Source organism: Paenibacillus sinopodophylli (assembly GCF_005930355.1).
GTDB lineage: Bacteria > Bacillota > Bacilli > Paenibacillales > Paenibacillaceae > Pristimantibacillus > Pristimantibacillus sinopodophylli.
Genome location: NZ_VDBO01000001.1, coordinates 1684702 through 1709383 on the forward strand (window position 1 = coordinate 1684702; position 24682 = coordinate 1709383).

Here is a 24682-nt window from a genome sequence, read left to right on the forward strand (position 1 = left end):
ATCGCGTTATATTTTCCTTAATGGAACACGCATGAGTACTCTTGTGCCTTCGCCATTTGTGCTTTCATATTTCAAACCGTACAAGGGCCCATAACAAAGCTGCAAGCGCTCATTAATATTTCGCACACCATAACCTCCGCCCTTGCTGCTTACATTTTGTCCAGTGAGTATCGTATTCAATTTCCCTTCATCCATACCGACGCCATCATCAAACACCTCTATGACAACATCCGCTTTCACCACACACGCTGAAACTCGGATCACACCTCTCTCACTATCTTTCTCCAATATACCATGCAAAATGGCGTTTTCTACAAGCGGCTGCAAAAGGATTTTGGGAAGCTCACATGAGAATAGCTCCCGCGAGACTTCGAGCTCCAATGTTATGGGATTTCCAAATCTCATGTTCTGTATCCGAACGTAAGCTTCGATATGCTGCAACTCGCTCTCTAGCGTTACAAATTCCTTACCATTAGATAGACTTAGCTTATAAAAGACAGCCAGTTCATCCACAACCCGCTTTATATCGGTAGAGCCTGACTCGATGGCCATTACATTGATCAGCTCAAGCGTATTATACAAGAAATGAGGGTTAATCTGGGCCTGGAGCGCTACCAGCTCCTTATTTTTCACTTCTCGTCCTAATGTGTACGTTTCATCCATTAAGCCCGAAATATTCTGGACCATCACATTGAAATTGTGTGTAAGCTCGCCTATCTCATCCTCACTCGCAGGAAGCAGCGCAATCTGGAATTGGCCGTGCTTCACCTTACGGACATGGACGATCAGACGCCGAATGCGTTTCGTTGCCGTTGCCGCGACAAAAAACGACAAAGGAAGCATGAAAGGCACCACTAACAGGAAGATCGAAACAATTCGATTACGAGCCTTCGTACTGGACAGCAATATATCCGAATAAGGAACGATTAAGGCAAGCTTCATCTCAGTACTTGGAATCGCCATTACGCCGAGCAAATATCGTTTTCCATCCATGCTGTAGTTATCATCGAAATAACTGACTCCATCAGACGATTCATAAAATAAATCCCGCACTTCCCTCACCAAGTCCGTCCCATAGGGGAACTGATCGGATTGACTGAGAACATCTCCTCTGTCATTAAACATTAGAGAAGCTGCCTCAGGAAACAGAATGGCATGATCCAACACGGATTGCATCGCACTCGGCTTCACACGTGCACGCACGATTCCGTCAAATTGTTGAATGTTGTGAGCATTAGGCACTTTGCGCAGTACCGTCAGCTCTCTTGGATCTGCACCCGCTTCTAATAACGTCGAAGGAAGCCAGGCGAATACGGATTTCGAAGCCGCGAAGTCTTTAAACCACTTCATGGACTCCACCTTGCCAATATTCAAAAACTCAGTACTCTCTGTTGCTCCTGCAAGACCTTGCCTCATATAAATTTGAATCGTATCAATATCTTCGTTATATCGGAATTGATTAATTAGCCGCGATAATTGGAGTGCATCCTGGTGCCAATGGTTAATGTCCTCATAGGGCAAGGAATCAGCCGTAACTCCCGCTTGCACTAAGGAGTTGAATCCAATGAAGTTAAGCACCTCAGTTATGGCCTGTGCCTTGTACTCCAAATAGGATTTCGACTCGTCAAGCATCTTATGTGAGGCGTATACCGCCGAATCCTTGTTCTCGTTCTGTGTGAGGTTAATATGAATAATGAGAAGAAGCATAAATGGAATCATGATGACCAGCACATAGGAGGCAAACAGCTTATAACGAATGCTTAAATTGGAGAACCAGTTTTTTTTTCGACTCATTCGACCCTTCCCTTCCAATTCCACTATTACTACTCGTCTGAGAGCGCCTTCATGAATAACGCCATTTGATTTTCACTTGAGCTCATCCGGTTTTCAATAGGAATTATATCACTAATAAATGATCATCGGTATTGGCAATAGATACGTTCAGAAAATGCCTAATTCGAATGGCGATTTATGAAATAGTAAAGGCTGTTTATGGATGTACCGATCCATAAACAGCCCCTAGTCTATTAGTGCGAGTTAGTCTAGCGATAAGAAGGTATAAATGATTTGGGCTGCTTGTGTCCTTGTGGCAACACTTTTTGGCTGGAAGCGTCCATCACCCATTCCTTTTATTAAGCCATGTGACTGCATAGCTTTTACAGCTTCTAGGGCATAACCGGAGATGGCAGATGCATCAGAGAAGGACTGGCTTTCATTCGTTCCATGCAATAATTGAAGCTTGCTTGCTGCGCGATAGACCAAGGCAGCCATTTCTTCCCTCGTTATGGTAGCTTGACCGTCAAACTTTCCATCTGCTCTTCCCGTAAGAATACCTAAGCTTTCAGCTGCCGCAACAGCGTTTGCATACCATGCATCGCCGGTGACATCCGTAAATGTGCTTTCGGAGGTCTGATTAGGGAGATCAAATGAATTCATTAGCATCTGAATAAACTGGGCCCTTGTAACCGAATGATTGGGCTCAAACAAACCGTTCCCTGTTCCATTCACAATTTGTCTGGCAGCCAGTGATTCGATCACATCTCTAGCCCAAGCTGCTTGACTCAGATCTGCGAATGAAATCTCCACATTAACCGCAACATAACGGCCGATTTTAGTCGGCGCGAAGCTAATGAGATTAGTTCCAACATCATATTTCGCTTTTTTAACAACTTCTAGTTTACCATCTTGTGTGATCTGATAAACAACGACCTGATGGCTTTTTTCATCTCCGCTCAAGGCGTAAGGCAAACCGATCTGTGCCAACTTCTGTACCTCTGCTGATGAGAAAACTTGCCCATCGATTGCCGCCTCATACTCGTATACAGTACGATCACCAATTGCTTCCTGTACCGCAGATGGAAGCTCTGCAGTTGAAGTTAGCGCTATATTCAGCGTAAGGAGATCCCGATTGCCGACCAATTGACGAAGCACGGACTGGTCTAAAATCCATACTGTCCCATTAACCTCAAATATAACCTTGTCAACTTGTGAGGATTGTTCCGTCAGCTTATTTACAGGCAGTTGGAATGCGACACTCTCTGCCCCTTCTTTATTCGGTATTACATGAATCTGTAGGATATTGCCTGTCGTTTTGGCTAGAGCATCTTCAATATCTTTTTGCGTTAGCTTAACTTCGACGACTCCACGTTCATTCTGCTCAGCTTTTAGCTCCAGCTTGCCATCGCTGATCGTAAGCTCCGTTGACCGGTTGTCTGGTTTGACTTCCGTAACCGGAGTAGTCGTAGGGCCTGGGGTTGGGGTTACAGATACTGTTCTTCCTTCAACAGCATCGGATTTCTCCGACTCTCCACCTGCATTCCATGCTGTCACCTTATAGAAATAAGTTTTTCCAGATGCCAAGCTGTCATTCGTATATTGCGTTCCTGTTATAGGCGAGGATGATAGCTTCACGTATGACCCATCAATGGAGTCAGACCGGTAAACCTGATAGTTATCCGCTTCCTCAACCGATTTCCATTGAACTGAAATTGAATTTGTTAGACCTGTGCTTGCCGTAAGCAAAGCAGGAGCAGCCGGCGGATTCGCTATGACTTCTGGCAAAGTAGCAGCATATACAGCAGGTGATTGATCGGATTGACCTGCACCATTTCTTGCACTGACCTTGTAGTAGAATGTCGTTGCAGGTGGCAACTCGGAATCAAACAAAACCGTATCCCGTACTTCCGTTGGATCAAGCTGAACGAACGGACCTTCCTCCGCATCTGAACGATATACTTGATAATAAGAAGCACCAGGAACCGCGTTCCAAGTTACTTCGATCGCGTTGCTTCCTTTACTGTTTGCAGCTATTCCATCCGGAATGGCAGGAATCACCTCTACTAATTCGGTTGTTGCTGATACAGGTGACGAGCCAGCAGACTCCCCTGCACTGTTTATAGCAGTAACGACGTATGAATATGTCGTGCCGGCTGCAAGTTCTGTATCCTGATAGCTGCTCCTCACAATTGGTGTCTGGGTTACTTGCACGTATTCCCCATCCTCGCCGCTTCGGAATACATGATAACCGTCTGCTCCCTCTACGTGAGACCAGCTAACCGCAATTGCTAAACCGCTTGCAACTGCTGCAACACCATCCGGTATTGCTGGAATGACCGGTTTACTCTTGACGGTTAGTTCTATCGTTTGAGTAAAGGAAAAGCCTCCCGCTAGATTTCCATAGGAATCTACAATGACGGTAATCTCCGCAATTCCTGGCTGATGTGCCGTCACTTGTCCCGTTACAGAATCAACCGACGCTACTTCAGGTGTGTTGCTCACCCATGTTATCGGCCTGTAATCGGCATCGCCTTGAAATACGCTAACTCCAAGTGCCAAGCCTGCTCCTTCAACTAAATCAATCTTCCCATCATTAGGGATGCTGATCGAATCTTTACGGTACATTTCAATGGCTTCTACAATAATAGGCACCTTAATACCAATTACTGCGCTCGCTGATAGACCGCTAGCCGTTTTCGCTGTAATCGTAGCTTGCTTGACTTCCCCGCCTTCTCCGTTATGCACCTTCGTCGTCACTTGAGCCGAATTTCCAACCGCAACTACCTCAGCCAAATTAGTGTCGCTAGAAGTCCATGTAATTGGTTCGTTAATGAAAGAAGGCTTTAACGATGCTGTTAGATTTAATTGATCTGACATAATGACCGTTTTGCTTGTTTCGCTTAGTACAATTTCCTTTGCTTGTTCGACAAATTTGCCTCTAGCATTAAATTCTACAATGCCTGGCCAAGTTGTACCGGCTGCTTGAGAAGTTTCATAAATGACTACTCTCACGAATTTAGCCTGCGTGCCTTCAGGCAGCACATGCGATACTTTGTTAGTTGCGCTAAAGCTTTGCGTTTGATTAATAACAGATTGATAGGAAATGCCATCCTGAGATACCTCAATCACATATTTGGAAGCCCCCCAGAACTCCACATCAATCTGATTAACGACAGCTGACTTCCCTAAATTAATCCACCAAGAATCGGATTGATTAACCCGTCCAGCTCCAGGTGACCAAGCTGTATTAGACAACCCATCAATAGCAAACTCTACAGGATTAGCTGCTCGGAGTCGGCTCGCACCCGTTGTCTTGCCAAGTTGAAGACGATCATCAACTGTTATCGTAGCTTGTGCTGTAAAGCCGCCATCATCGGTTATTACAGTAATAACAGCACTCCCCTGCTTATGCGCGATAACTTCACCAATCCCGGTTACCGTTGCAACACTTTCATCCGAAGATGTCCAAGATACGCCTTGATTATCCGCTGCTGCCGGCTTAATCTGTGTCTCCAGTTTCGCATATTCACCAGCTGTGACCGTGATTGCCGCATGATCTAGTTCAATTGCGGTTACAGGAAGGTTATCTGCCACAATTACGTCTACAGAGATTGATGCTCCGCCATCCGAAGTGCTTGCCGTTAGGATAGCTTCACCGTCAGCAACCGCTGTAACCGTGCCACCTGTCACTGTAAAAACAGATGGATCGCTTGATTGCCAACTTACCGACTTATCTGCTGCATCAAGCGGCAGGACACTTGCAGTAATGGTCTGAATGTCGCCTGCACGAAGACGAATCAGTGAGGTATTGAGCTTCAACGATTCCGACTTCACCGGAACAACGGTCACATTCACTGTATCCGTAAGACTACCTTCATCCGTCGTCACCGTTATAACGGCTGTTCCTTCACCTATAGCGGTTACAAGACCTTTCTCATCTACTTTAGCGATCGCATTGTCGCTGGACTTCCAAGTAACGCCCGGGAATGAGGCATTCTGAGGCAATACGACAGACTCCAGCAGCTTGGAACGTCCAACTCCAAGCTCACTATCATTAGATTGAATTTGTACGCCTGTAACTGCAATTTTGGTCGAACTAAGTACGAATGTTCGTACAGACTCTCCATCAGCAGAAGCAATGGTAATCGTAGATTCGCCATCCTGATGCACCATTAAGGTTACATCCGTTGTGACACCCAGCTGTTGAATTAATACCCCCGAATGCTGTTTCTCTGCTGCCTCACCGAGGAAGCTTGCAACAGACGGATTAGATGATGTATAGATCAGTCTGTTATCGGAAGGGCTATTCGTTAAACCCGCTTGTATTTTAATACGTTCACCGACAATCGCAGCCAAGGGCGTATTTCCAGATAGGCTAGGAGCAGCAATGTTGATACTGCCCGCAAGTGTAGGTGCGGAAACAACAACCTTTCGTGTGGCTGCAAAACCACCATCTTTTGTTACAGCAGTTATCGTGGCTTCGCCTGCTTTCAACGCGGTAACTATACCCGATTTATCCACGACAGCTACCGAGGCATCACTTGATGTCCAGGTGATGTTCGTATAAGCAAATTGATTAATCGGCTTCACTGTAGGAATCATCTTCCCACTCTTTCCAGCCGTTAGCAGCAAATCTTCCGCCGCAAGCTCAATACCGCTTACTGGTGTCGGCTCAACTGCATAAGTATCGGATACGCCGCTATGTGACAGCTTGCCTGTCAAAGGTTTCGCTGCTGCCTTCCCACGCCACAAGTACGCATATAATCCGTCAGATGCATGTCCGTCATAAGTGAATAACGTCCTTTTGTCGATTGTATTCCCATACTCAGATGTACTGCCGCCTGGTATCCAAGGGCTGTACCATTCACTATGTCCTTCTCCTTTGCTTATCCACTCAGCGGCCCAATAGAAAAAGCCGATCTCAGAGCTGTATGGATTAGGAACATCTCGGAATGCCTGCATATATTCGATAAGCCAGTTGTATTGTCCTCGCTGCGAAACCTCGTAATATTTATTGCTCATCGCGGAGCCATTGGCAACCGGAGAAATATTTTCTCTTGTATGTGCAAGCGCTGTTTCTGAGAATATAACAGCCTTACCCTTCCAGCGATTGAGGTTATTGTTCAGCATGCTAATAATACTGCCAATCTCTCGCCCGCCGTACAGCGAATACGCCTCGCCATCCCATGTAATATTATTTTGCTCATTACGGTCATACCAAGTATTCGTATAATCCACATCATAGCCATTGTTTAGATGGAGAAAGCCTTGTGTAGTTGGCGATGCATCCTTCACAGCTTGATAGGAAGCGTTTACTAATTTCCCAAAACCTACACGATCATTAGAATAGAGTCTCCCTTCAGGCCAAACGATGCCTGAGTTTTCTTCATTGCCCAGCTTGACAGAGTGAGGAGCCACTCCTTCATCGGCAAGTGTTTTGATAAAATCATACGTATAGTTGTACATTGTCGTTTGCAGCTGCTGTAAATTCTGATTAAACCATGCCAGCGGCTTCCAAGCCTTGGCTTGACTCATCCAGTTATCGCTGTAATGTAACGATACTTCAAATTTCATATGATTCTGCTTCGCGCGTTTGCCTATTTCCAAAGCTTGATCCTTGCCGAAATAGCCCGGAATCATCTGTAGTGGAGCGGATACCGTACCCAAATGAGCAAGGTCATTCACATAAGTGATGTCATACGTTTGTTTAGGCAGATCCTCTCGAATACCAGCCTGATAATCTTTCCATTGCTGCTCATCATAAATGTAATTGCCTGCTTCTACAAAAAACATCGAGGTAACGGCATTGACCCCTCTATTCCGAATAATGTCGAAAAAATCTTGAGTAACACCGTTTGCCTTATAGGTGCCGCCATAGTCTTCAACGACCTTCAAGAACGAGACATCAACACCTTTCACAATGGTGTTGTCGATCTCGAACAAATCAAGACTGTCCGCATATCCATAGCCTGTTCCATCAAGGCTCCGCTCTACATAGATTGACGCAGTCGTTTCAGCAGGCCCTGTGCGGAAAGAAAGCGGCAGAAGCGTATAATTCGTTGTCGCAGAAGGTGCATAGCGACTCTCCTCAATACCTTCAACGCCGATGTGAATGCGATCATTGCTGCTCTCTACTTTCGCTCTTGCGGAAACAATGTAATCTGTGTTTGGCTTCACAGCAACCGTCTGAGTTACCTTTGCTCCTCTTCCTAGTCTTAGGGCATAGGAACCTGCATCGGCATGACCCGTTACCGCTTCAGCTTCAGCTGCTCCTGTTTTTGTCCAATCCGAAATGTTTCCGCTTTCAAAACTCCAGTTCTTTAACGGATTATGATCTGAATGCTCCAAGTAAAATGAAACGTCATCGACTTCAAGCGTTGCGCCAACATCCGCATTCTGTAAGTAAATGCCGATCGTTGCTTGACCGTTGTATACAAGTACATTTCGCAGGACCACATGGGCCCACTCGCCAGAACTCATTGCGAACAGATTGACGAATGCGCGCATCTCTGGGCTGCCTGTGTCCTTTGCTTCAAGGAATGCTGCTTGCTGCTGCGTTGCATTCGATGGATTCGGTGTAGAAGTACGTATCTTAGCTGATAACGTATAGGTTCCTTGCACCAAATTCGTGTGTATCTGATAAATACCTGTGCTTGGAGCAGAGAAACTGCCCGTTCGCTTGGTTGATGTCAACTTCGCTGAGTAATTACCTTCGCTTCCACCGTTCTGCGTCGTTACAGTGCCATCGGATTGATTAACCTGCCATCCAGCAGGTGTAGTCGTTACAGCACCATCCTGTTCAAAACCGGCATTCACTGCCAGATTGGATACCGCCCCGAATACCGTTTGGTTATTGGGCCCTAAATAAGCTAGTAAGCTGGTTAGCAGCATAAAGCTCAATAGGACTGCTATTTTCTTTCGGTTTGTCGTCTTAATCATTTAATACCCTCCTCTTTTTGTTCATTATCTGTGCTATACCCTTTGATTCTAGGGCAGGAGAATACGAAATCATACGGTGAAAACTTTCTATTAGCTTTGATAATCTTAGCTTAATCTTTTTATTTTTTGACTATTATTCAGTGAAGCCGACAAAAAAAAGCTGATTCGGAGTACTCCGAAAATCAGCTTTTTCTTCTTTATATTAACAGTACTCAGAAGTTTAAAACCAAGATAAACCCACTATACTTCGATTTCCTTCACGTAAATCAACATCGTACTTCCATTTTTCGTTTTTTTCGATTCCAAGTAGTTCCAACCCCGTTCTTCCAAATAATCAGCTTGGTCAACGGCTATATATACCTTCTCATACCCCATAGTTAATGCCTCTTCTAACAAATAGTTGTGCATATAAGTCCCAATTCCTCTACTTCTTTGCTCCTCTACAACAAAAAAATGAGCAATCCATGGGGTAAAGCTGCTATCCATACATCCATTCTCGTTCATCAGTGATATGACGCCAACTGGCTCCTCATCCAAAAGTGCAATTAGCATCATCGGAACAGCATATTTATTAACATCGTTCTCCGTTATATGCTTCAAATAGTTGGACAATGCTTCGTCTGCTGGAGAAACACTGATCCAATTTCTAATGATAGCTATATCATTCTGTCTATTAGCAACATTCTCAATTCTGAGTAGCATCTTGCACCTCCGAATATACGAATTAATCAATCGGACAATTAGGACCTTACATCATGGAGATAAGCAATCGCTTCTGTTCGACTTGCAACGTTTAGCTTTTTATAAATCGAACTTAAATAGTTTTTCACTGTACCTGTTGTTAGAAACAATTCAGCAGCAATGACTTGATTCGATTTCCCTTGTTTCAATTTCGTCATAATGTTCCGTTCCTGTGCGGACAAAACATTCAATCTGTCATCATACTGTGATTCGGGGTTATTAGAATCGATTATTTCTTGCAACGATTGTTGTTTATATTGTTCGGAGGAATGGAGAGCTTGTACAAGACGGGACTGAATACGGGAAGGATAGTTGATTCTCCCCTCTAGACAGTCCTTCACAATAGCGAACAGCTTCTGCGTCTCTACACCTTTAACTAAAAACCCGCTAGCGCCATGACGTATCGCTTCCCAAATGTACTCTTCATCCTCGAATGTTGTCAGTATCAACACTTTCGTATCCGGAAACTCTGCTTGAATCTGTTTGGTTGCTTCCAAGCCGTCCAGCTTAGGCATATGAATGTCCATCAGCACGAGCTCTGGACGATGCGCCCGTACCTGGGCAATTGTCGAGAGTCCATCGCCGGTAGTAGCCACTACGGCAAAGTCATCCTCCATGTTGAGGATAGCTGCCAAACCGTCACGAATCAATGGTTGATCGTCTGCTATTAGAATTGTTCTTTTAGACAAATGGATCACTCCGCTCTATCATTGTCATCGGAAATGGGATACATATATCCAGCGTTAAACCGCTCCCTGAGGCATCATTCCTAATCTTCAGCACTCCGCCGATTTCCTTCACTCTCTCGTTCATCGCTTTCAGACCAAAGCCAAGAACAAGCTCCGAAGGCGCTTTGCCATTATTGGATAATAAAAACTGTATATGCCCTGCATGATAATTCAACACGAAGTGAAAAAAGGTACTGGAGCCGTGCCGAATACCATTTGTTAAACCTTCTTGCAACGCGCGGTATAGGGTTAACTCAATCATGGGCAACAGCTCAGGCATAGCCTTGTCTATTTCGTATGAAATTTGTATTTGTGTTTGTTTCTTGGTCTCATCAATCAGCCTGATAAGCTCAGGTAGAAACGACTGTTCCAGTCTATTTTCATGCAGTAAGTGCACCGAACTGCGAACATCATCCAAACCTCTGAGAATATAATCTTTCGTTCTATCGATCATGTCTTTAGCAATGGGATAATTATTTTTCTCTATCGCATGCGCTGCTGTTTGCAAACCGGTTAATGCTGCTGTCAGCGTATGCCCAACCGAATCATGAATTTCACGTGATATTCTGGTTCGCTCCTGTAACTGGGCTTTTTTCGCTAATTCAATAGATGCGATTTGCAGCTGCTCATTGTCTCTTGCCAGCTGATTCTTTTGCTGAAAGGCCGTTTTTGCAAGCAGGCTTATTGCGCATATAGCAAAGTACTCAATTATTCGAGGCACTAGATAAAATATCTCTTCAAATGGTGGAAACTGACGATAAATCATAAGGCCCAGCACACAGCTCAAGTAGCTCACTATAGTAAAGATCAAAGAATGATTTCGGCTGTGATGTAAGCTGAACTCGCCAACAAGAACCAAAATATAAATTTGTGCAAAAAAGCTTTCCGACATGATTGAAATCATAGAAGCTAATGCTAGTTGAAAAGTGAGGCATAATATGCCTGATAGTCCCTGCAGCTTGATCTTGATCATGTAATACCGAATGCAGACGACAATGATATACGTGCATATTAATAATAATAATCCCAGAGAAAACTGATTGGTATGTAACAATAAGCAGATCGTCGCTCCTATTATGATAACGAACAAGGTGTGCATCATTTTTTGGTTTATTGGTGCATCCATAATTACGTCCTCGCATGACATGATAGATTTACCATTATTTTATCACAAACATGACTTTAGTCATACGTATTAGAGGATTTTGCTGAAAAATGACACAAACACTTTTATTTTTAGTGAGCTTCTTCATCTAGTATAAGTGTTACTCATTAATTATAATGAGATAAGTTAGGTTACATAAGCCAAAAGTACCAATTAATTAAAAATCAACACATTTGATATAAGCCAAAAGAATCAGAAACGATTCATGAATAACAATGATAGACTCGATTCACTTATCTTCTGCAGATGAGAATAAAACTTCAAGGGAGACCAATCAACATGCTATGGATACTTTGGAACGTATTGGGTTGCTTCCTACTTGCCGCAAGTTTGTTTTTCTCCATTCGTCTAATGATGGGAAGTAAGAATAACTAGATGAAACTGACCTATGAAGACAGGAAACGATCTCAAGAAGCGTTGGATCCACTCCTCTCTCAAAGAATGAAGTCTGCTATGGTAGATTTCTCAACCCTCTACCAACTTACTCAGCGTGAATCAGAGATGCTGTTCCTATCCGTTGTTAATGGTTATTCCAATCGTGAAATTTCCGAGTTATGTATCATAAGTGAAAAAACGGTCAAAAATCATCTCGCCAATCTAATGAACAAAATCGGTGTTCACTCGATGCGGCAATTGTTCTCCGTTCTACTCCGCTATACGCTATCTTCCTAAACAATTAATTGCGATGTTAAAGCGGACAGACATTCATAGGTTACAGCATACACTGCGCAGTAGAATGTTTCTCCGCTCGCTGTTGTTCAGGGATTCCACGTTAAAGAAGCCTTTCCTCGTTCACATGTAAGTACAACCAACATGTGCAAGGAAGGCTTCTTTTTTTAAAACTGTTGAAATATCACGTATACGCCTGCACAGACTCCACTTTCTCATTGCTCACCGTGTCAATCACTGCTTGAAACAGATTCGGTGGGTACTCCGCAATGCGGTGGCATAAATACAAATACCATTCATGTCCATACGTAACATAAATCCGTACGGGAAATCCCTCTGCCCTGAGTTTACTGCTCAAATCTGGACGTATGCCATACAACATTTCGAATTCTACACTTGCATTGTTTTGCAATGGTCGACCAAGCAGCTCCTCAATAATCGATTCATCATGAGTTGCAATGGACACATGATGTCCTTGACGAATGGCGGATTCGACAAGTTCAAGATATCGAAGATTAAGCTCTGATGAACGAGGAATCATACAGTCATCGGGCTCTTGATAAGCTCCTTTGACGATGCGGATACGACCAGGTGAATCACATAATGCAGCCAAATCCTTAGGTGTTCTATTCAACTGGGCCTGCAGCGTAATGCCGATATTCGAATACTTGGCAACGGCTCGATGATATATAGAGAGAATCCTATCCGTCTTGGCGGACTCTTCCATACTGATGAATAACTGAACACCGAGCTTCTGTGCGTGGGCGGCTAGATTCATCAGGTGCGAATAAGCAAGTTCGGTATCCAGCAATAGCCCAATATGCGATAGATCGAATGACACTCGTGATGAGATACTGCTCCGTCCAGCTTCATGAATCAAAGCTAACAGCTCAACAGCTGCTGCCTCGCATTCCGAGACGAGGCTCGTATTTTCTCCGATATACTCAAGAGATGTTGCGTAACCTCTAGCTATAAGCTTCTGTGCTGCTTCGAGTCCGTCTTGACGTGTTTCTCCTGCAACATACCGCGCAGCCGCAAGCTGCAGCATGTGCTTTAGATGTGGGGTATTCTCCACAAAAGACTTTAGATCTGCACGGCGAGCGATTGTTTTAAGAGCTGCTGCGAATGGTTTCTCCAAATCTGATTCTAGATGCATCGTTCTTACCTCTCCTTCTATCAAGTAAATCAAGTTTACAGGCTAGAACGAAATCGGTATTGTAAAATATTGCTCCATCTCAAATCGATAACGCATATTTATGTGGAGTTGCCCCCACTATCCTCAAGAATGCCTTCGTGAAGTGACTTTGATCATAAAAGCCTAATTCTGCCGCTATATCTGCAATTGGCCGCTGCTTCGCCAGCTCGATCTTCGCATGATTGATTCGCAGCAGGATTTGGTAAGCATGAGGAGGAATATGACTCCACTTCTTAAAAAGCCGTACGAGATGAAACTTGCTAATTCCCGTTTCAATCTCAAGCTGCTGAAGCGTAATAGATTCAGCAAAATGTGCATGCAGATATTCCTTGATGCCTATGACATACTTCTGATCCTGATTACTTGGTCCTTCATGCTCAAGATCGGAGGTATTCTCGCTTACGAGGGCTTGCACGAGCTCGATTAAAGCCGTTTCAATCTCAAGGGGGGTACTTTTTCTAGAGATCGCATCCATCGTTTCGTTTAATCGCAAACGACAAGCTTTATTTTTACCATCTTCCAATAAATAAGGGATATAAAGCTGGTCAATCTCTCGTTGTTTAAGGCCTTGAAACCATTCAGGCTTGATATACAGCATCTTATACTGCCACTGCATATCCTCTTGAGGGCGGCAAGCATGAATCATTGCAGGCGGAAAGCTGATTATCCTTCCCGCTTCTACTTGAAGCGATTTCCCATCACACCAAGCATCAGTTACGCCCCTGTCAATTAGTCCAATCGAATATTCCTCATGAAAATGCTTATGATAGGCAAGTTCATTGCTTACACATTGTTTGGCTTCCAAGAAAGGCAGCAATGGATTCCGGTGAAAGGCTACTGCCGACATGCTGAGGCCTCCTATGTCTTTAAGCTTTATCGTTTGTTCTTGAAGAAATCAGAGCAAATTGTTTAGCGAGAAAGAGCGGCGTATACGGCATATCATAACGGAGCCATGAAATAATCGTACCGATCAAGGCAGATGAGCTATACCAGATGGCAATATCCTTCTGAATCACGGCTGATGAACGATCTGGATCGCTTTCCCTTGTTTCTATTCTTTCGCTTACTAGTTTCGCAAGCAGCTTCAGCAGACGGTCAGAGAAAATTGTCATTCGATGCGTCGCTAGAATGACTTTATAGAACTTCTCATGTTTGGCAAGATGCTCAAGCAGGCTCACGAGCTTCGGCCAAGACTCCCCTTCTTTCGCATCCGGATGCGGCGGGGTTCCGTCCAAAACCTTCTGAATATCTACCACCATATCATCCGCCATCTTCTCCAGCATATCTGGAATATCCCGGTAGTGCAGATAAAAGGTAACACGGTTTATCGTGGCGCGTTCGGCCAGCCGATTGACCGAAATTTTCTCAATATCTATTTCCTGCAGCAGCTCAATAAAGGCATCTCTAAGCAATTGTCGCGTTCGTAAGATACGAGGATCTGTTCGCGGCGTTGCATGATTCATATTCTGCTCCTTTCTTTGTACAAACTACACTTCCAGCCATTTCGTATAACTTCTAATACATAATCAACACATATCCTTTAGTTGTAAACTAATTTACACTTTCACTCATTACTGTCGCTTGTAAACCGAACAATTCTGCTTATAATCTAATTTATACATTGTTTATTATATAACACAGTGTAAATTAAGTACACACAGAGATAAGTATTGAAAGGATGGAGTAGGTTGAGTAAAAGTATGGCAGAAAACAGCAGTTCGATAAAAAAAGGACCGATTTTGTTTGTGATGATTTTGGGTGCCTTTCTTGCGACGCTGAATCAAACCATTATGAGCGTTGCTACCCCGGAATTAATGATTGATTTTAACATTTCGGCTGCAACTGCTCAGTGGTTGACTACAGGGTATATGTTGGTAAATGGTGTATTGATTCCGATCACAGCTTATTTGATGCAGCGATTTACGACACGTGAGCTTTTCCAGGCTTCTATGTTTATCTTTCTCACAGGAACGATTGTATCGGCGCTCGCTTCTAGCTTTCCAGTTCTGTTAACAGGCCGTTTGATTCAGGCAGCCGGCGCGGGCATTATTATGCCGCTGCTTATGACGGTTATATTAACGCTCTTTCCTCCGAATAAGCGGGGAGCCGCAATGGGGATGGTTGGATTCGCTATTATTTTCGCCCCAGCTATTGGGCCAACGCTTGCTGGCTACATCTTGGAAAACTACCGATGGGAAACGATGTTCTATGGCATGATTCCGTTAGTTGCGATTGTCATTATTTGCGGATTTATTTATCTAAGGAATGTTTCGGAGCGGATTCATGCAAAAATTGACGTACTCAGTGTCATTCTCTCTACCGTTGGATTCGGTGCGGTTATGTACGGCTTCAGCCGCGCTGGCAAATTGGGTTGGTCGAGTGCCGAAGTCATCACGTTTCTTATAGTGGGAATCCTTTCACTAGTTCTGTTTACTTGGCGGCAGTTAAAATCTGACAGCCCGCTCTTAGATCTACGTGCTTTCAAATACAATATGTTCTCACTCACCACCGTTATTAATATCGCAGTGACTATGGTCATGTATGCGGATATGATGCTGCTTCCTCTTTATTTGCAAAACTCCCGAGGGTTCACAGCGCTGGAATCTGGCTTATTGATGTTCCCAGGCTCGCTGCTTATGGGTGTTATGATGCCTATTACAGGTAAGCTATTCGATAAGTACGGTGCCAAATGGCTTTCCATCATTGGAATGGCGATTACCATTATCACCACCTTAGGCTTTATTAACTTAACAGACACAACAAGCTATACCTATCTCGTTCTTATGTCTACAGGTCGTCGCTTCGGTATGGCCATGCTGCTAATGCCAATCACTACAGCAGGCTTAAACCAGCTTCCAGCTAGGCTTAACGCACATGGTACAGCCATTTCCAACACCATCAAACAAGTAGCAGGTGCTGTAGGAACTTCGCTGCTCGTGACCATCATGACAAGTCGTACCACAACTCATATGCAAGAGCTTATGACATCAGGCGGAACTGAAGGAGCAACTCAAGCAGAAATGGTTACCGCTGCTTCCATCAATGGAATCAATGACGCCTATCTCGTTATCGTTGGCATTGGCGTAATCGGCTTGCTGCTTTCCTTCTTTATCAAGCGTGCTGATCAACCCGCTGTGGAGGAGTCCACTTCCACGTCCGCGGTGAAACTAAAGGTAGTTAAAGAAGTTTGATGAATCATTTGTAACGATATGCAATCGTTCTATGTCTTACCAAAAACAAGACTACACGCCTAATTCTAAAAGGTAAACTGGTACCCATAGTCTGGACACTTTGAAAAAAAGGTGTTTAGGCTGTGGGTACCTTTTTGTATACTGGAGTAAGTATCGGAGGGAATGGCATGAGTAAGAAGAGATTTACCGAAAAGGACTGTGAGATCCTGTTACGAAACAAGTTCGTGGTGAACGTAAGTGAAAAAGCTATCACCTATTCAGATGAATTTAAGCAGCTATTCATCGATCAAAATATGTTACAAAAAACGCCTAGGGAGATTTTTGAGGCCAATGGATTTGATGTAAACGTTATAGGGATGAGTCGTGTAAAACAGTGTGCTGATCGTTGGAGGAGGGCATATAAACGCGATGGGATTGTTGGCTTAACCGATTCGCGTAAAGGTAGCTCTGGGCGTCCCTTGCAGCGGGAAATGACGCAAGAAGAGGTCATTGCCAAGCAGGATGTTCGGATCAAACTCCTAGAGTCCCAACTTGAATTACTAAAAAAGCTAGACTCGAACGAAAGGTTGCTGGTAGCAAAAGGAATGAATCTGCGAAAAAGTAAATTATTCGAGTTAATTGCAGAAGCCGTAGACCAAGGACTTGGGCGTATGACCCGCTATCTTTGTGAGCTCCTTGACGTATCTCGTTCGGGATACTACAACTATGTAAAGGCCGCTGACGCCCGCTTAGAACGTGCGAGACTCGATGTCGTGGCAGGTGAATGGATTAAGAAAGCATTTTATTGGAAAGGGTTCAAAAAAGGCTCACGCTCCATAAAGATGGTTCTTCAGAATAAATTTGGAATCATCTATAACCTAAAGAGAATCCGCCGGCTTATGAAAAAACTAAACCTTGTGTGCCCGCACAGAAAACCAAATCCTTATATACGTATGGCTAAAGCAACCTTAGAGCATCGCACCCTTCCTAATAAGTTACAGAGGGATTTCAAGAAGGGTATTCCAGGGCTCGTCTTGCTTACTGACATTACATATCTTCCCTACAACCGCACGGAGGTAGGGTATTTGTCAACTATCTTGGATGCTTCCAGCGGGGAACTGCTCGCCTATCACCTTTCGAAGCGAATCGACTTATCCATTGCCACTCAAACCATAGATAAACTCATGAAACAAAGACGCGTGAAATTGCATAAAGCGGTTTTCATTCATTCCGATCAGGGAAGCCATTATACAAGCCCCACGTACCAAAAACTATTGAAGCAGAAAGGTTTAGGTCAGTCCATGTCCAGACGCGGAAACTGTTGGGACAACGCTCCGCAGGAGTCATTTTTTGGCCATATGAAAGACCATGTAGATAATCGCGGTTGCATTTCGTTTCAAGAGTTGCAAGACGAAATAGACCGCTATATTAGATATTACAACCATCACAGGTATCAATGGGGATTAAAAAAGATGACCCCTGTTCAGTACAGGAATCATCTATTGTCTGCTGCCTAAGTCTTCTCTTTTTCAAGTGTCCTTGACAAGGGGTCCAGATCAAGGTGCGTAGTCTTGTTTTATTATCCTATGTTGGCATAGTCTGCATAAATGGATTACTGATTATTAGTAGGACGACCAACCAGCATCTGCAACAATTGTAGTCCCATTAACAAAGCTGGACTCATCGGAAGCGAGGAACAAAGCAATTTTGGCAACCTCTTCCGGCTCACCCAAACGAGGGTTAATGCCCATTCCGCTCATTGAACGCTCTGCACCAAACGGATTCGGCTCCGTAATGGATGCGCTTATATTTGTTTTCACAGCACCCGGTGCAATGGCGTTACAACGAATGCCTAGCTTAGCATACTGAAAGCCAACATTTTTTGTAAACCCGATAACGGCATGTTTCGAAGCCGTATACGCCGCTCCCGCGCGAGAACCGAATAGTCCTCCGTTCGATGCAATATTCACAATGCTACCCCCTTGCTTCTCCAAGAAGATTGGCAGCACCTTGCGTGTGGTGCGCATAGGTCCAGTCGTATTTACGGCAAATACTCTCTCCCAAAGCTCATCCGTAATATCTCCAGCTGGAACGAAATTATCCATAATTCCGGCGTTGTTGACCAAAATATCCACCGTTCCAAATTCGTTGACCGCAGTATCGATCAAATTTTGAACATCCGCCTCAACAGCAACATTGGAAACAACCGCAATGGCAGTGCCGCCTTTTTCCTGGATACCTTGTACCACTTTGCTTGCGTTCTCTAGATTAAGATCGGATAGAACGACCTTTGCTCCTTCTTGAGCAAAGAGTTCCGCAATAGCCTTCCCCATCCCCGATGCTGCTCCTGTCACTACCGCTACTTTTCCGGAAAGTTTCATCATTCATGCCTCCATATTATGTGATAGAATGAACACATGTTCACTAATAAACATCTGTTAGGTTTACTATAAAGTTCAATAGAAATGTTATCAATCATTAAAAAACATAAAATTGCTGACTAAACAACAAATAGAATGGGTTTTGTAAATTAAGTTTATGTGGAGGTTTTTTATTATGGATATACCTGTCACTCACACTGATCCCAGAATCATCCGAAGCAAAGCAGCCTTAAGAGAAGCCTTGCTCCATCTCATGGACAAACAATCATTTGCTTCTATCTCGATAACAGATATTGTCAAGCTTGCTGGTTACAATAGAGGAACCTTTTATGCTAATTATGTTAATAAGGATGATCTGTTAGATGATATTATTACAGCTTTGATCAAGGATTTGCTTCAATCCTTCCGTGCACCCTATGAGCAAGAAAAAACATTATCCCCGCATGAGCTGCATGCACACTCGATTATGATCTTTGAACATATTGCCCAGCACTCTAACAACTATAGCGTTCTTGCCAGAAGCGATGTGCTCCCTATGCTTAGAGAAAAAATGTTTATTTCCTTGAAACAAATAATAAGAGAAGAATTAGTTTTCGAGGTTGATGATGTTGATCAGGAGCTGCTAGCCGTCTATTCCCTTCATGCGCTTCTCGGGCTGATCTTTCACTGGATTGACAGCGGGTTTGTCCATTCTCCTTTCTATATGCAGGAGCAGCTTGTCAAAATTATAAACCAGCGTCCAACAACGACGAAGCTGTCTGTTAAATCCTAATCCGTGCGACATACTACTAATAAGGCAAGGTGATAGCCATATGTTCCCGAGCTTGGAGACAGCATGATTGCTGCTCAGAGAAATCACAAGTGAGAGGGCTGCGATGGGGAATCATGCCACGAGGAGAGCAAAATATTATAGGTACGATTGGATTTAATCTCTGGTCTCCCAAGCATAAACGTGCAGAAATTGGGTATGAAATCCATCCTGACTATTGGAGAAAAGGCTACACCTCCGAAGCACTAGCTAAAGTCGTGCAATATGGGTTTGATGAACTGGGGCTAACCCGAATTGGGGCAGTGTGTTTTTAAATAATCACGCCTCCAATCACCTGCTAGATAAAGCTGGATTTCAAAGAGAAGGCATACTAAGAGACTATATGTATCAGAATGGGGAACCGCACGATACCTATGTCTATTCCATGCTTAAAAATCAATATGAACGTGTGTGAAATCGCCTGTTCAGCCTTCTCTTTAATTTCTATCATTTCAATCGCTCCTCATATTAATATGGAAATAATGAATTGATTTGAACTTATTATATATAATATATATAATAGTATACAATTAGATTGCATCCTCTTAAGGTACACGCATTGTTTGAACATGCTATTATGGATATGAACCTGATTTAAGGGAGTGACGATAGATGACTAATCCAGACCTGATGCAGCAGCTTCCAACTAGAGAAGTCATTCTGCAGCTTCTTAAAACGAAAGGCAATATGAGTATTAAGCAGCTTACAGTTGAGCTGGGTATAACGATTATGGGTGTCCGCCGTCATATCCAGTCACTTGAACGCGACAGTCTTATTACTTCCAAAATGCTGCGGCAATCACTGGGAAGGCCAACAGCGGTATACTGCTTGACGGATCAATCAAAAAGCTTTTTCCCCAATAACTATCATGCATTGACACTTGATTTGCTAGTGGAGCTGGAGGATCATTTTGGTAAAGAGGCCGTTGATACGTTATTTGAAGGCCGAAAAAATAAATTGATTAAGAAATACTACGAAAGCATGAAAGACAAGGACATCAGCGAGCAAGTCGAAATGCTAGCAAAAATTCAAAACGAAAACGGCTATATGGTCGAACTGGAAACCGTTAACGATGAGGAATATGTATTGATAGAACACAACTGTCCCATTGAGAATGTGGCTCTACAATATAAAAATGCTTGTCAATGCGAATTAAAAATGTTCAGATCGCTACTAACAGATGCCGATGTGACGAGGAAGGAATGCTTAGCCGACGGAGGTCAGCGGTGCACTTACTCAATCAAAAAGAATAGAAAACAAGAGCCTGCTGAATCTTAAGCTTAGCTGCTGAATTCAGCGGGTCGCTGAGCTATTCAAGTATTGATGAACCGAGGCTTGAATGGCTTGTGCTTGATCGTAGCTCAACATCCCAGGAAGATTGAAAGGGCGGCCTCCCTTCTCTATCAACAGAGCCTTAGATGCTGCAACACACTTCTTGGCCAAAGATAGCTCAAGCAGCTCGCTAGATAAAGCAGAAGCTTCATCTAGCTGCTTATTTATGCGCTGTTCCAAATGTATGATTTTCCTGTCAACAATACGTATGAACCGCATTTTCTTTCTCCAACATTTCCTCAGCTCGCGACCATCCTTCTTTACTGGTGTATTGAAATATCGATAAGGACTATAGCGATAAGGCAAGCCTTGAAGCAAGTCTTGAAAGGCTAGTCGAAGCCTGTAATCACCCTCCAATACTATAGCTATAATCGGAATCCCCTGTTCATTAAGTTTTTTCTCACAATGCGGGCAATGAGTTATTTCAGGCCGTAAATAGATGATTCGATTCCTTCTTGTCGACTATTCGAGCTCATGACGAACACTCCTCATGATCGACTCCCGCTTAAATCAAGTTTTATAGCTTCATATTGCTGCTATGACCTGGTGACAGTCTGGCTGTCGGATCAATATATACTTTAGCGTTATTGATCGCGGTTGGAGCTTCTCCGAAGCCTACCGCTATCAGTTTTACTTTTCCAGGATAAGAGGTAATATCACCCGCGGCAAATATCCCCGGTATATTCGTTTCCATGCGTGTATCAACCGCAATTGAACCGTTCTTAACCTCCAGCCCCCATTGATCGATAGGCCCAAGAGACGAAATGAAGCCAAAGTTTACGATAAGCGCATCACATGCAATCGATTTGGTTTCTCCAGATTTATCGAATGTAATCGTAACTTCCATAATTCGATCCTCGCCATGCAGCCCGATAATTTCAGCTGGTGTTACGATAACAACCTTGGAGGCCATCAGCTTCTCAACACTATGCTCATGAGCACGGAATTTGTCTCTTCTGTGAATCAGAATCACCTCTTTGGCGATCGGTTCAAGCATAAGTGCCCAATCTACAGCGGAATCTCCGCCTCCATTAATGACAACTCGCTGGTTGGTGAACTGCTTTAAGTCTTTTATAAAATAATAGAGATTGGATTGCTCATAGTTACGCGCATTCTCAACATCCAATCGACGCGGCTCGAATGCCCCGATTCCAGCCGTAACAATGACGGACTTGCTGTAGTGAACGGACTTGTCCGTTCTAATCTCGAATTGTCGCTCTCCCTTTTTTACAACTTGCTGGACTTTTTCCTCCAAACAAATATCTGTCGGAAACAGCTTCATCTGCTCCATTACATTTTGCGTAAGCTGCGCTGCCGTAATTTTCGGAAAACCCGCTACATCATAAATATACTTTTCAGGATACAGCGCGAGCGGCTGACCACCTAATTGCGGCATACTGTCGATTATTTTCACACTAGCTTGGCGCATACCCGCATAGAAAGCTGCGAACATTCCCGCTGGTCCCCCACCGATGATTGTAATATCTGTATATGATTCTGTATGCTCTGACGACAAATTGCTCGCTCCTTCCTTTATTATATTTATTATATATTAATGTATAATAAATATAATTACCAGAAAAATCTCTAGCGTCCCGAAAGCAAGCAGCGCATAATCAGGTGAGAAATCCCCCCCGAATGTTATGCAGACTATGTGAATAATCAAAGCATGCATACGACGTGCCTTTCTATTTACAATACTATGATTCAACAATAATATATTTAAAATCAATAACTACATATTGTAAAACGATAAATTATAGGTTAGAATCAAAATGAAAATAACGAAGAGAGGTGCTTTATCATGAAACGAGGAACCACACTTTTTTTAAAGCTGGCTGTTATAATTATTGGAATCCCAGCTCTTGCGCTGTACATCTTTTTGATGCCGGAGATCGGTAATTTCGCACATGAGCTGTATCCTGATATGGCTTATCTGAAATATTTGATCTATATTGACTTGTATGCAACGGCAATACCCTTTTACCTTGCGCTGTATCAAGCCTTTAAAGTGTTAAGCTACATTGATAAGAACGTCGCCTTCTCAGAATTGTCCGTGCGTGCTTTGAAAAAAATTAAATACTGTGCAATTGGATTCAGCAGCTTGTTCGTGCTAGGCTTGCCTCTGTTTTATCTCATTGCGGAGAAAGACGACGCTCCAGGCATTATCGTCATTGGGTTGGTTATGGTTTTTGCTTCTATGGTGATTGCCGTGTTCGCCGCTGTTCTTCAGAGGCTGTTAAAAGAGGCTGTCGACATCAAATCTGAAAACGACTTAATCGTCTGAGGTGAATGATATGGCCATTATAATAAACATAGATGTGATGCTGGCTAAACGGAAGATGAGCGTAACCGAGCTTTCGGAGAGGGTTGGCATTACGATGGCTAACCTTTCTATCTTAAAAAATGGAAAGGCAAAAGCCATTCGAATCTCCACCTTGGAGGCGATTTGCAAAGCTTTAGACTGTCAGCCTGGAGATATTTTAGAATATAAGAGCGAAGTGGATAGCTAAGAATACAAAAGTAAAGATTGTTCAAACAGCGACGACCCCGGACTTTCTATTCGCCCAGGATTGCCGCTGTTTATTTTATTTATGTCCGCCTAATGGCGACTGTACGAATGATTTCCACCAAATGACTCATCGTTACTGTATCGAGTAGCTCAAGGAGACGATATTGCTATTGTATTGCTTGCCGTTCCATTCTGTATACACTAGTGTTTTGCCGGAAGGACTCCAAGCAGTTATTGCATGCTGGACATCTACCGCTAACTGAGTAGTCTTGCCGGTTAACATATCGTAAAGATAGATCCCATTCACGGTAACTCCGTTCACATCAGCCTTCTTGCTGTATGCGATCATCCGCTGATCAGGCGACCAAGAAACTCCGCCAAGCTCCGTACCTTCTGCAATCGTTTTTTGATTCCCCCCATCCGCGTCACATAATATCACAACACTTTTGGAGCCGGTAGATTGCATCACCAGCATTTGGTTCCGATCTGGCGAGGGGGCCACGCCGTGAACATGGTCGATATTCAATCTAGCCTTTTCCTTGTTCATCAGATTCAGAACATGTAAGGACTCATCGGAATTCGTATTGTAATAAACCTTATCCTTCATTTTTTCAACGATAACCAATGCTTCCTCATTTAATTCGGCTAATCGCGCGATGCTCCCTGTGGTACTTGCCGTATATGCGCCACCGCTGTAAGCTGCACCAATAATCGTTCCTTCATCAGCCCACTTGGCACTAAGGGCTCCGCCAATATGATTGCCGATAATGCCGAATGAATGGAGCGTATCCAGGTTCAACACATAATAGACAGGATCACCTAAATCGAATTCATGGTAAAGTAAATGCTTTTTATCAGGAGACAACGCCGCGCCTCCCAAAAACACATTATCCTGTTCTTTTAGCAGCTTATATTGTTTGGTCGTAAGGTTGTACAAATACAGGCTTCTAGGATAAGAATCCGACAATTCTTCCAGCTTCATTTTGTCTAGCGACGTATTTTCTTTCGAAACGATAACCGTTTCCTCGTCCAACCAGTCGGTAATCTCCATATTTTCGTAAACATCCATTTTTTCTACGGATACAATAGGCTCCCCCGCCTCCGTAGCTGCATCATCAATGACCGTTATCGTTTCTCCCGGCTCTTTGATGATCACTCTGTTAACATTCTCTTCTTCGCTGCATGCTGTAATGAATATAAGCAACGCTGTAACAAAACATATAACTGCTATTTTTGTTTTCTTCATCATGTTCGCCTCCTCGATAC

Annotated in this window: 19 protein-coding genes and 1 pseudogene; 8 read left to right on the plus strand and 12 right to left on the minus strand. The window is 43.5% G+C overall.

Annotated features, from left to right (window positions below; genetic code table 11):
* Nucleotides 1-6 precede the first annotated feature (6 nt).
* From FGT79_RS07725 to FGT79_RS31025, 5 genes are all read right to left on the minus strand, one after another.
* Nucleotides 7-1794: a cache domain-containing sensor histidine kinase gene (locus FGT79_RS07725; RefSeq protein ID WP_138752125.1), complete on the minus strand. Its 1788-nt coding sequence runs from the start codon at nt 1792-1794 to the stop codon at nt 7-9.
* Nucleotides 1795-2037: 243 nt separating this feature from the next.
* Nucleotides 2038-8715, minus strand: a complete 6678-nt coding sequence (locus FGT79_RS07730; protein WP_138752126.1) for a glycosyl hydrolase 53 family protein — start codon at nt 8713-8715, stop codon at nt 2038-2040.
* A 240-nt stretch (nt 8716-8955) separates the two neighbouring features.
* Entirely contained in the window at nt 8956-9417 is a 462-nt protein-coding gene (locus FGT79_RS07735; protein ID WP_138752127.1) for a GNAT family N-acetyltransferase, read from the minus strand.
* 38 nt (nt 9418-9455) lie between these two features.
* A complete protein-coding gene (locus tag FGT79_RS07740) occupies nt 9456-10145 on the minus strand; it encodes a response regulator transcription factor (protein WP_171056113.1) in 690 nt (229 codons plus the stop codon).
* Nucleotides 10138-10905 (minus strand): sensor histidine kinase, encoded by a 768-nt coding sequence (locus tag FGT79_RS31025; protein ID WP_171056114.1) that lies wholly within the window; start codon nt 10903-10905, stop codon nt 10138-10140. The genes FGT79_RS07740 and FGT79_RS31025 overlap by 8 nt, the downstream gene beginning before the upstream one ends.
* A gap of 819 nt (nt 10906-11724) precedes the next feature.
* On the opposite strand from FGT79_RS31025, the gene FGT79_RS07750 reads away from it, so the two are divergent.
* Nucleotides 11725-12021, plus strand: a complete 297-nt coding sequence (locus tag FGT79_RS07750; protein WP_138752130.1) for a response regulator transcription factor — start codon at nt 11725-11727, stop codon at nt 12019-12021.
* A gap of 181 nt (nt 12022-12202) precedes the next feature.
* Here FGT79_RS07750 and FGT79_RS07755 read toward each other — a convergent pair whose 3' ends face one another.
* The 3 genes from FGT79_RS07755 to FGT79_RS07765 all read right to left on the minus strand — a co-directional run bounded on the left by FGT79_RS07755 (nt 12203) and on the right by FGT79_RS07765 (nt 14676).
* Entirely contained in the window at nt 12203-13174 is a 972-nt protein-coding gene (locus tag FGT79_RS07755) for a proline dehydrogenase family protein (RefSeq protein ID WP_138752131.1), read from the minus strand.
* A gap of 79 nt (nt 13175-13253) precedes the next feature.
* Nucleotides 13254-14060 (minus strand): AraC family transcriptional regulator, encoded by an 807-nt coding sequence (locus tag FGT79_RS07760; protein WP_138752132.1) that lies wholly within the window; start codon nt 14058-14060, stop codon nt 13254-13256.
* A gap of 19 nt (nt 14061-14079) precedes the next feature.
* Entirely contained in the window at nt 14080-14676 is a 597-nt protein-coding gene (locus FGT79_RS07765; protein WP_138752133.1) for a TetR/AcrR family transcriptional regulator, read from the minus strand.
* Between the two features lie 237 nt (nt 14677-14913).
* Here FGT79_RS07765 and FGT79_RS07770 point away from each other — a divergent pair, with 237 nt between their 5' ends.
* Nucleotides 14914-16404 carry a DHA2 family efflux MFS transporter permease subunit gene (locus tag FGT79_RS07770; protein ID WP_138752981.1) on the plus strand — a complete coding sequence of 497 codons (1491 nt, stop codon included), beginning with the start codon at nt 14914-14916 and terminating at the stop codon, nt 16402-16404.
* A gap of 167 nt (nt 16405-16571) precedes the next feature.
* Entirely contained in the window at nt 16572-17900 is a 1329-nt protein-coding gene (locus FGT79_RS07775; RefSeq protein ID WP_138752134.1) for an IS3 family transposase, read from the plus strand.
* 105 nt (nt 17901-18005) lie between these two features.
* Here FGT79_RS07775 and FGT79_RS07780 read toward each other — a convergent pair whose 3' ends face one another.
* Complete coding sequence (locus FGT79_RS07780; protein ID WP_138752982.1) at nt 18006-18764, minus strand: SDR family oxidoreductase; 759 nt, start codon at nt 18762-18764, stop codon at nt 18006-18008.
* 175 nt (nt 18765-18939) lie between these two features.
* On the opposite strand from FGT79_RS07780, the gene FGT79_RS07785 reads away from it, so the two are divergent.
* The 3 genes and pseudogenes from FGT79_RS07785 (at nt 18940) to FGT79_RS07795 (ending at nt 20850) form a co-directional block, all read left to right on the plus strand.
* Nucleotides 18940-19536 carry a TetR/AcrR family transcriptional regulator gene (locus FGT79_RS07785; protein WP_138752135.1) on the plus strand — a complete coding sequence of 199 codons (597 nt, stop codon included), beginning with the start codon at nt 18940-18942 and terminating at the stop codon, nt 19534-19536.
* A gap of 92 nt (nt 19537-19628) precedes the next feature.
* A pseudogene (locus tag FGT79_RS07790) lies at nt 19629-19987 on the plus strand (GNAT family N-acetyltransferase); the annotation flags it as partial.
* A 197-nt stretch (nt 19988-20184) separates the two neighbouring features.
* A complete protein-coding gene (locus tag FGT79_RS07795) occupies nt 20185-20850 on the plus strand; it encodes a helix-turn-helix transcriptional regulator (RefSeq protein ID WP_246096207.1) in 666 nt (221 codons plus the stop codon).
* 15 nt (nt 20851-20865) lie between these two features.
* On the opposite strand, the gene FGT79_RS07800 is transcribed toward FGT79_RS07795, so the two are convergent.
* Nucleotides 20866-21123: a hypothetical protein gene (locus FGT79_RS07800; protein WP_138752136.1), complete on the minus strand. Its 258-nt coding sequence runs from the start codon at nt 21121-21123 to the stop codon at nt 20866-20868.
* 298 nt (nt 21124-21421) lie between these two features.
* Entirely contained in the window at nt 21422-22357 is a 936-nt protein-coding gene (locus FGT79_RS07805) for an NAD(P)/FAD-dependent oxidoreductase (RefSeq protein ID WP_246096327.1), read from the minus strand.
* Between the two features lie 351 nt (nt 22358-22708).
* Here FGT79_RS07805 and FGT79_RS07810 point away from each other — a divergent pair, with 351 nt between their 5' ends.
* Nucleotides 22709-23191 (plus strand): DUF2975 domain-containing protein, encoded by a 483-nt coding sequence (locus FGT79_RS07810; RefSeq protein ID WP_138752138.1) that lies wholly within the window; start codon nt 22709-22711, stop codon nt 23189-23191.
* Between the two features lie 10 nt (nt 23192-23201).
* Nucleotides 23202-23417, plus strand: coding sequence for a helix-turn-helix domain-containing protein (locus FGT79_RS07815; RefSeq protein ID WP_138752139.1), 216 nt, complete (start codon nt 23202-23204; stop codon nt 23415-23417).
* A 132-nt stretch (nt 23418-23549) separates the two neighbouring features.
* On the opposite strand, the gene FGT79_RS07820 is transcribed toward FGT79_RS07815, so the two are convergent.
* Nucleotides 23550-24665 carry a TolB family protein gene (locus FGT79_RS07820; protein WP_138752140.1) on the minus strand — a complete coding sequence of 372 codons (1116 nt, stop codon included), beginning with the start codon at nt 24663-24665 and terminating at the stop codon, nt 23550-23552.
* Between the last annotated feature and the right edge of the window lie 17 nt (nt 24666-24682).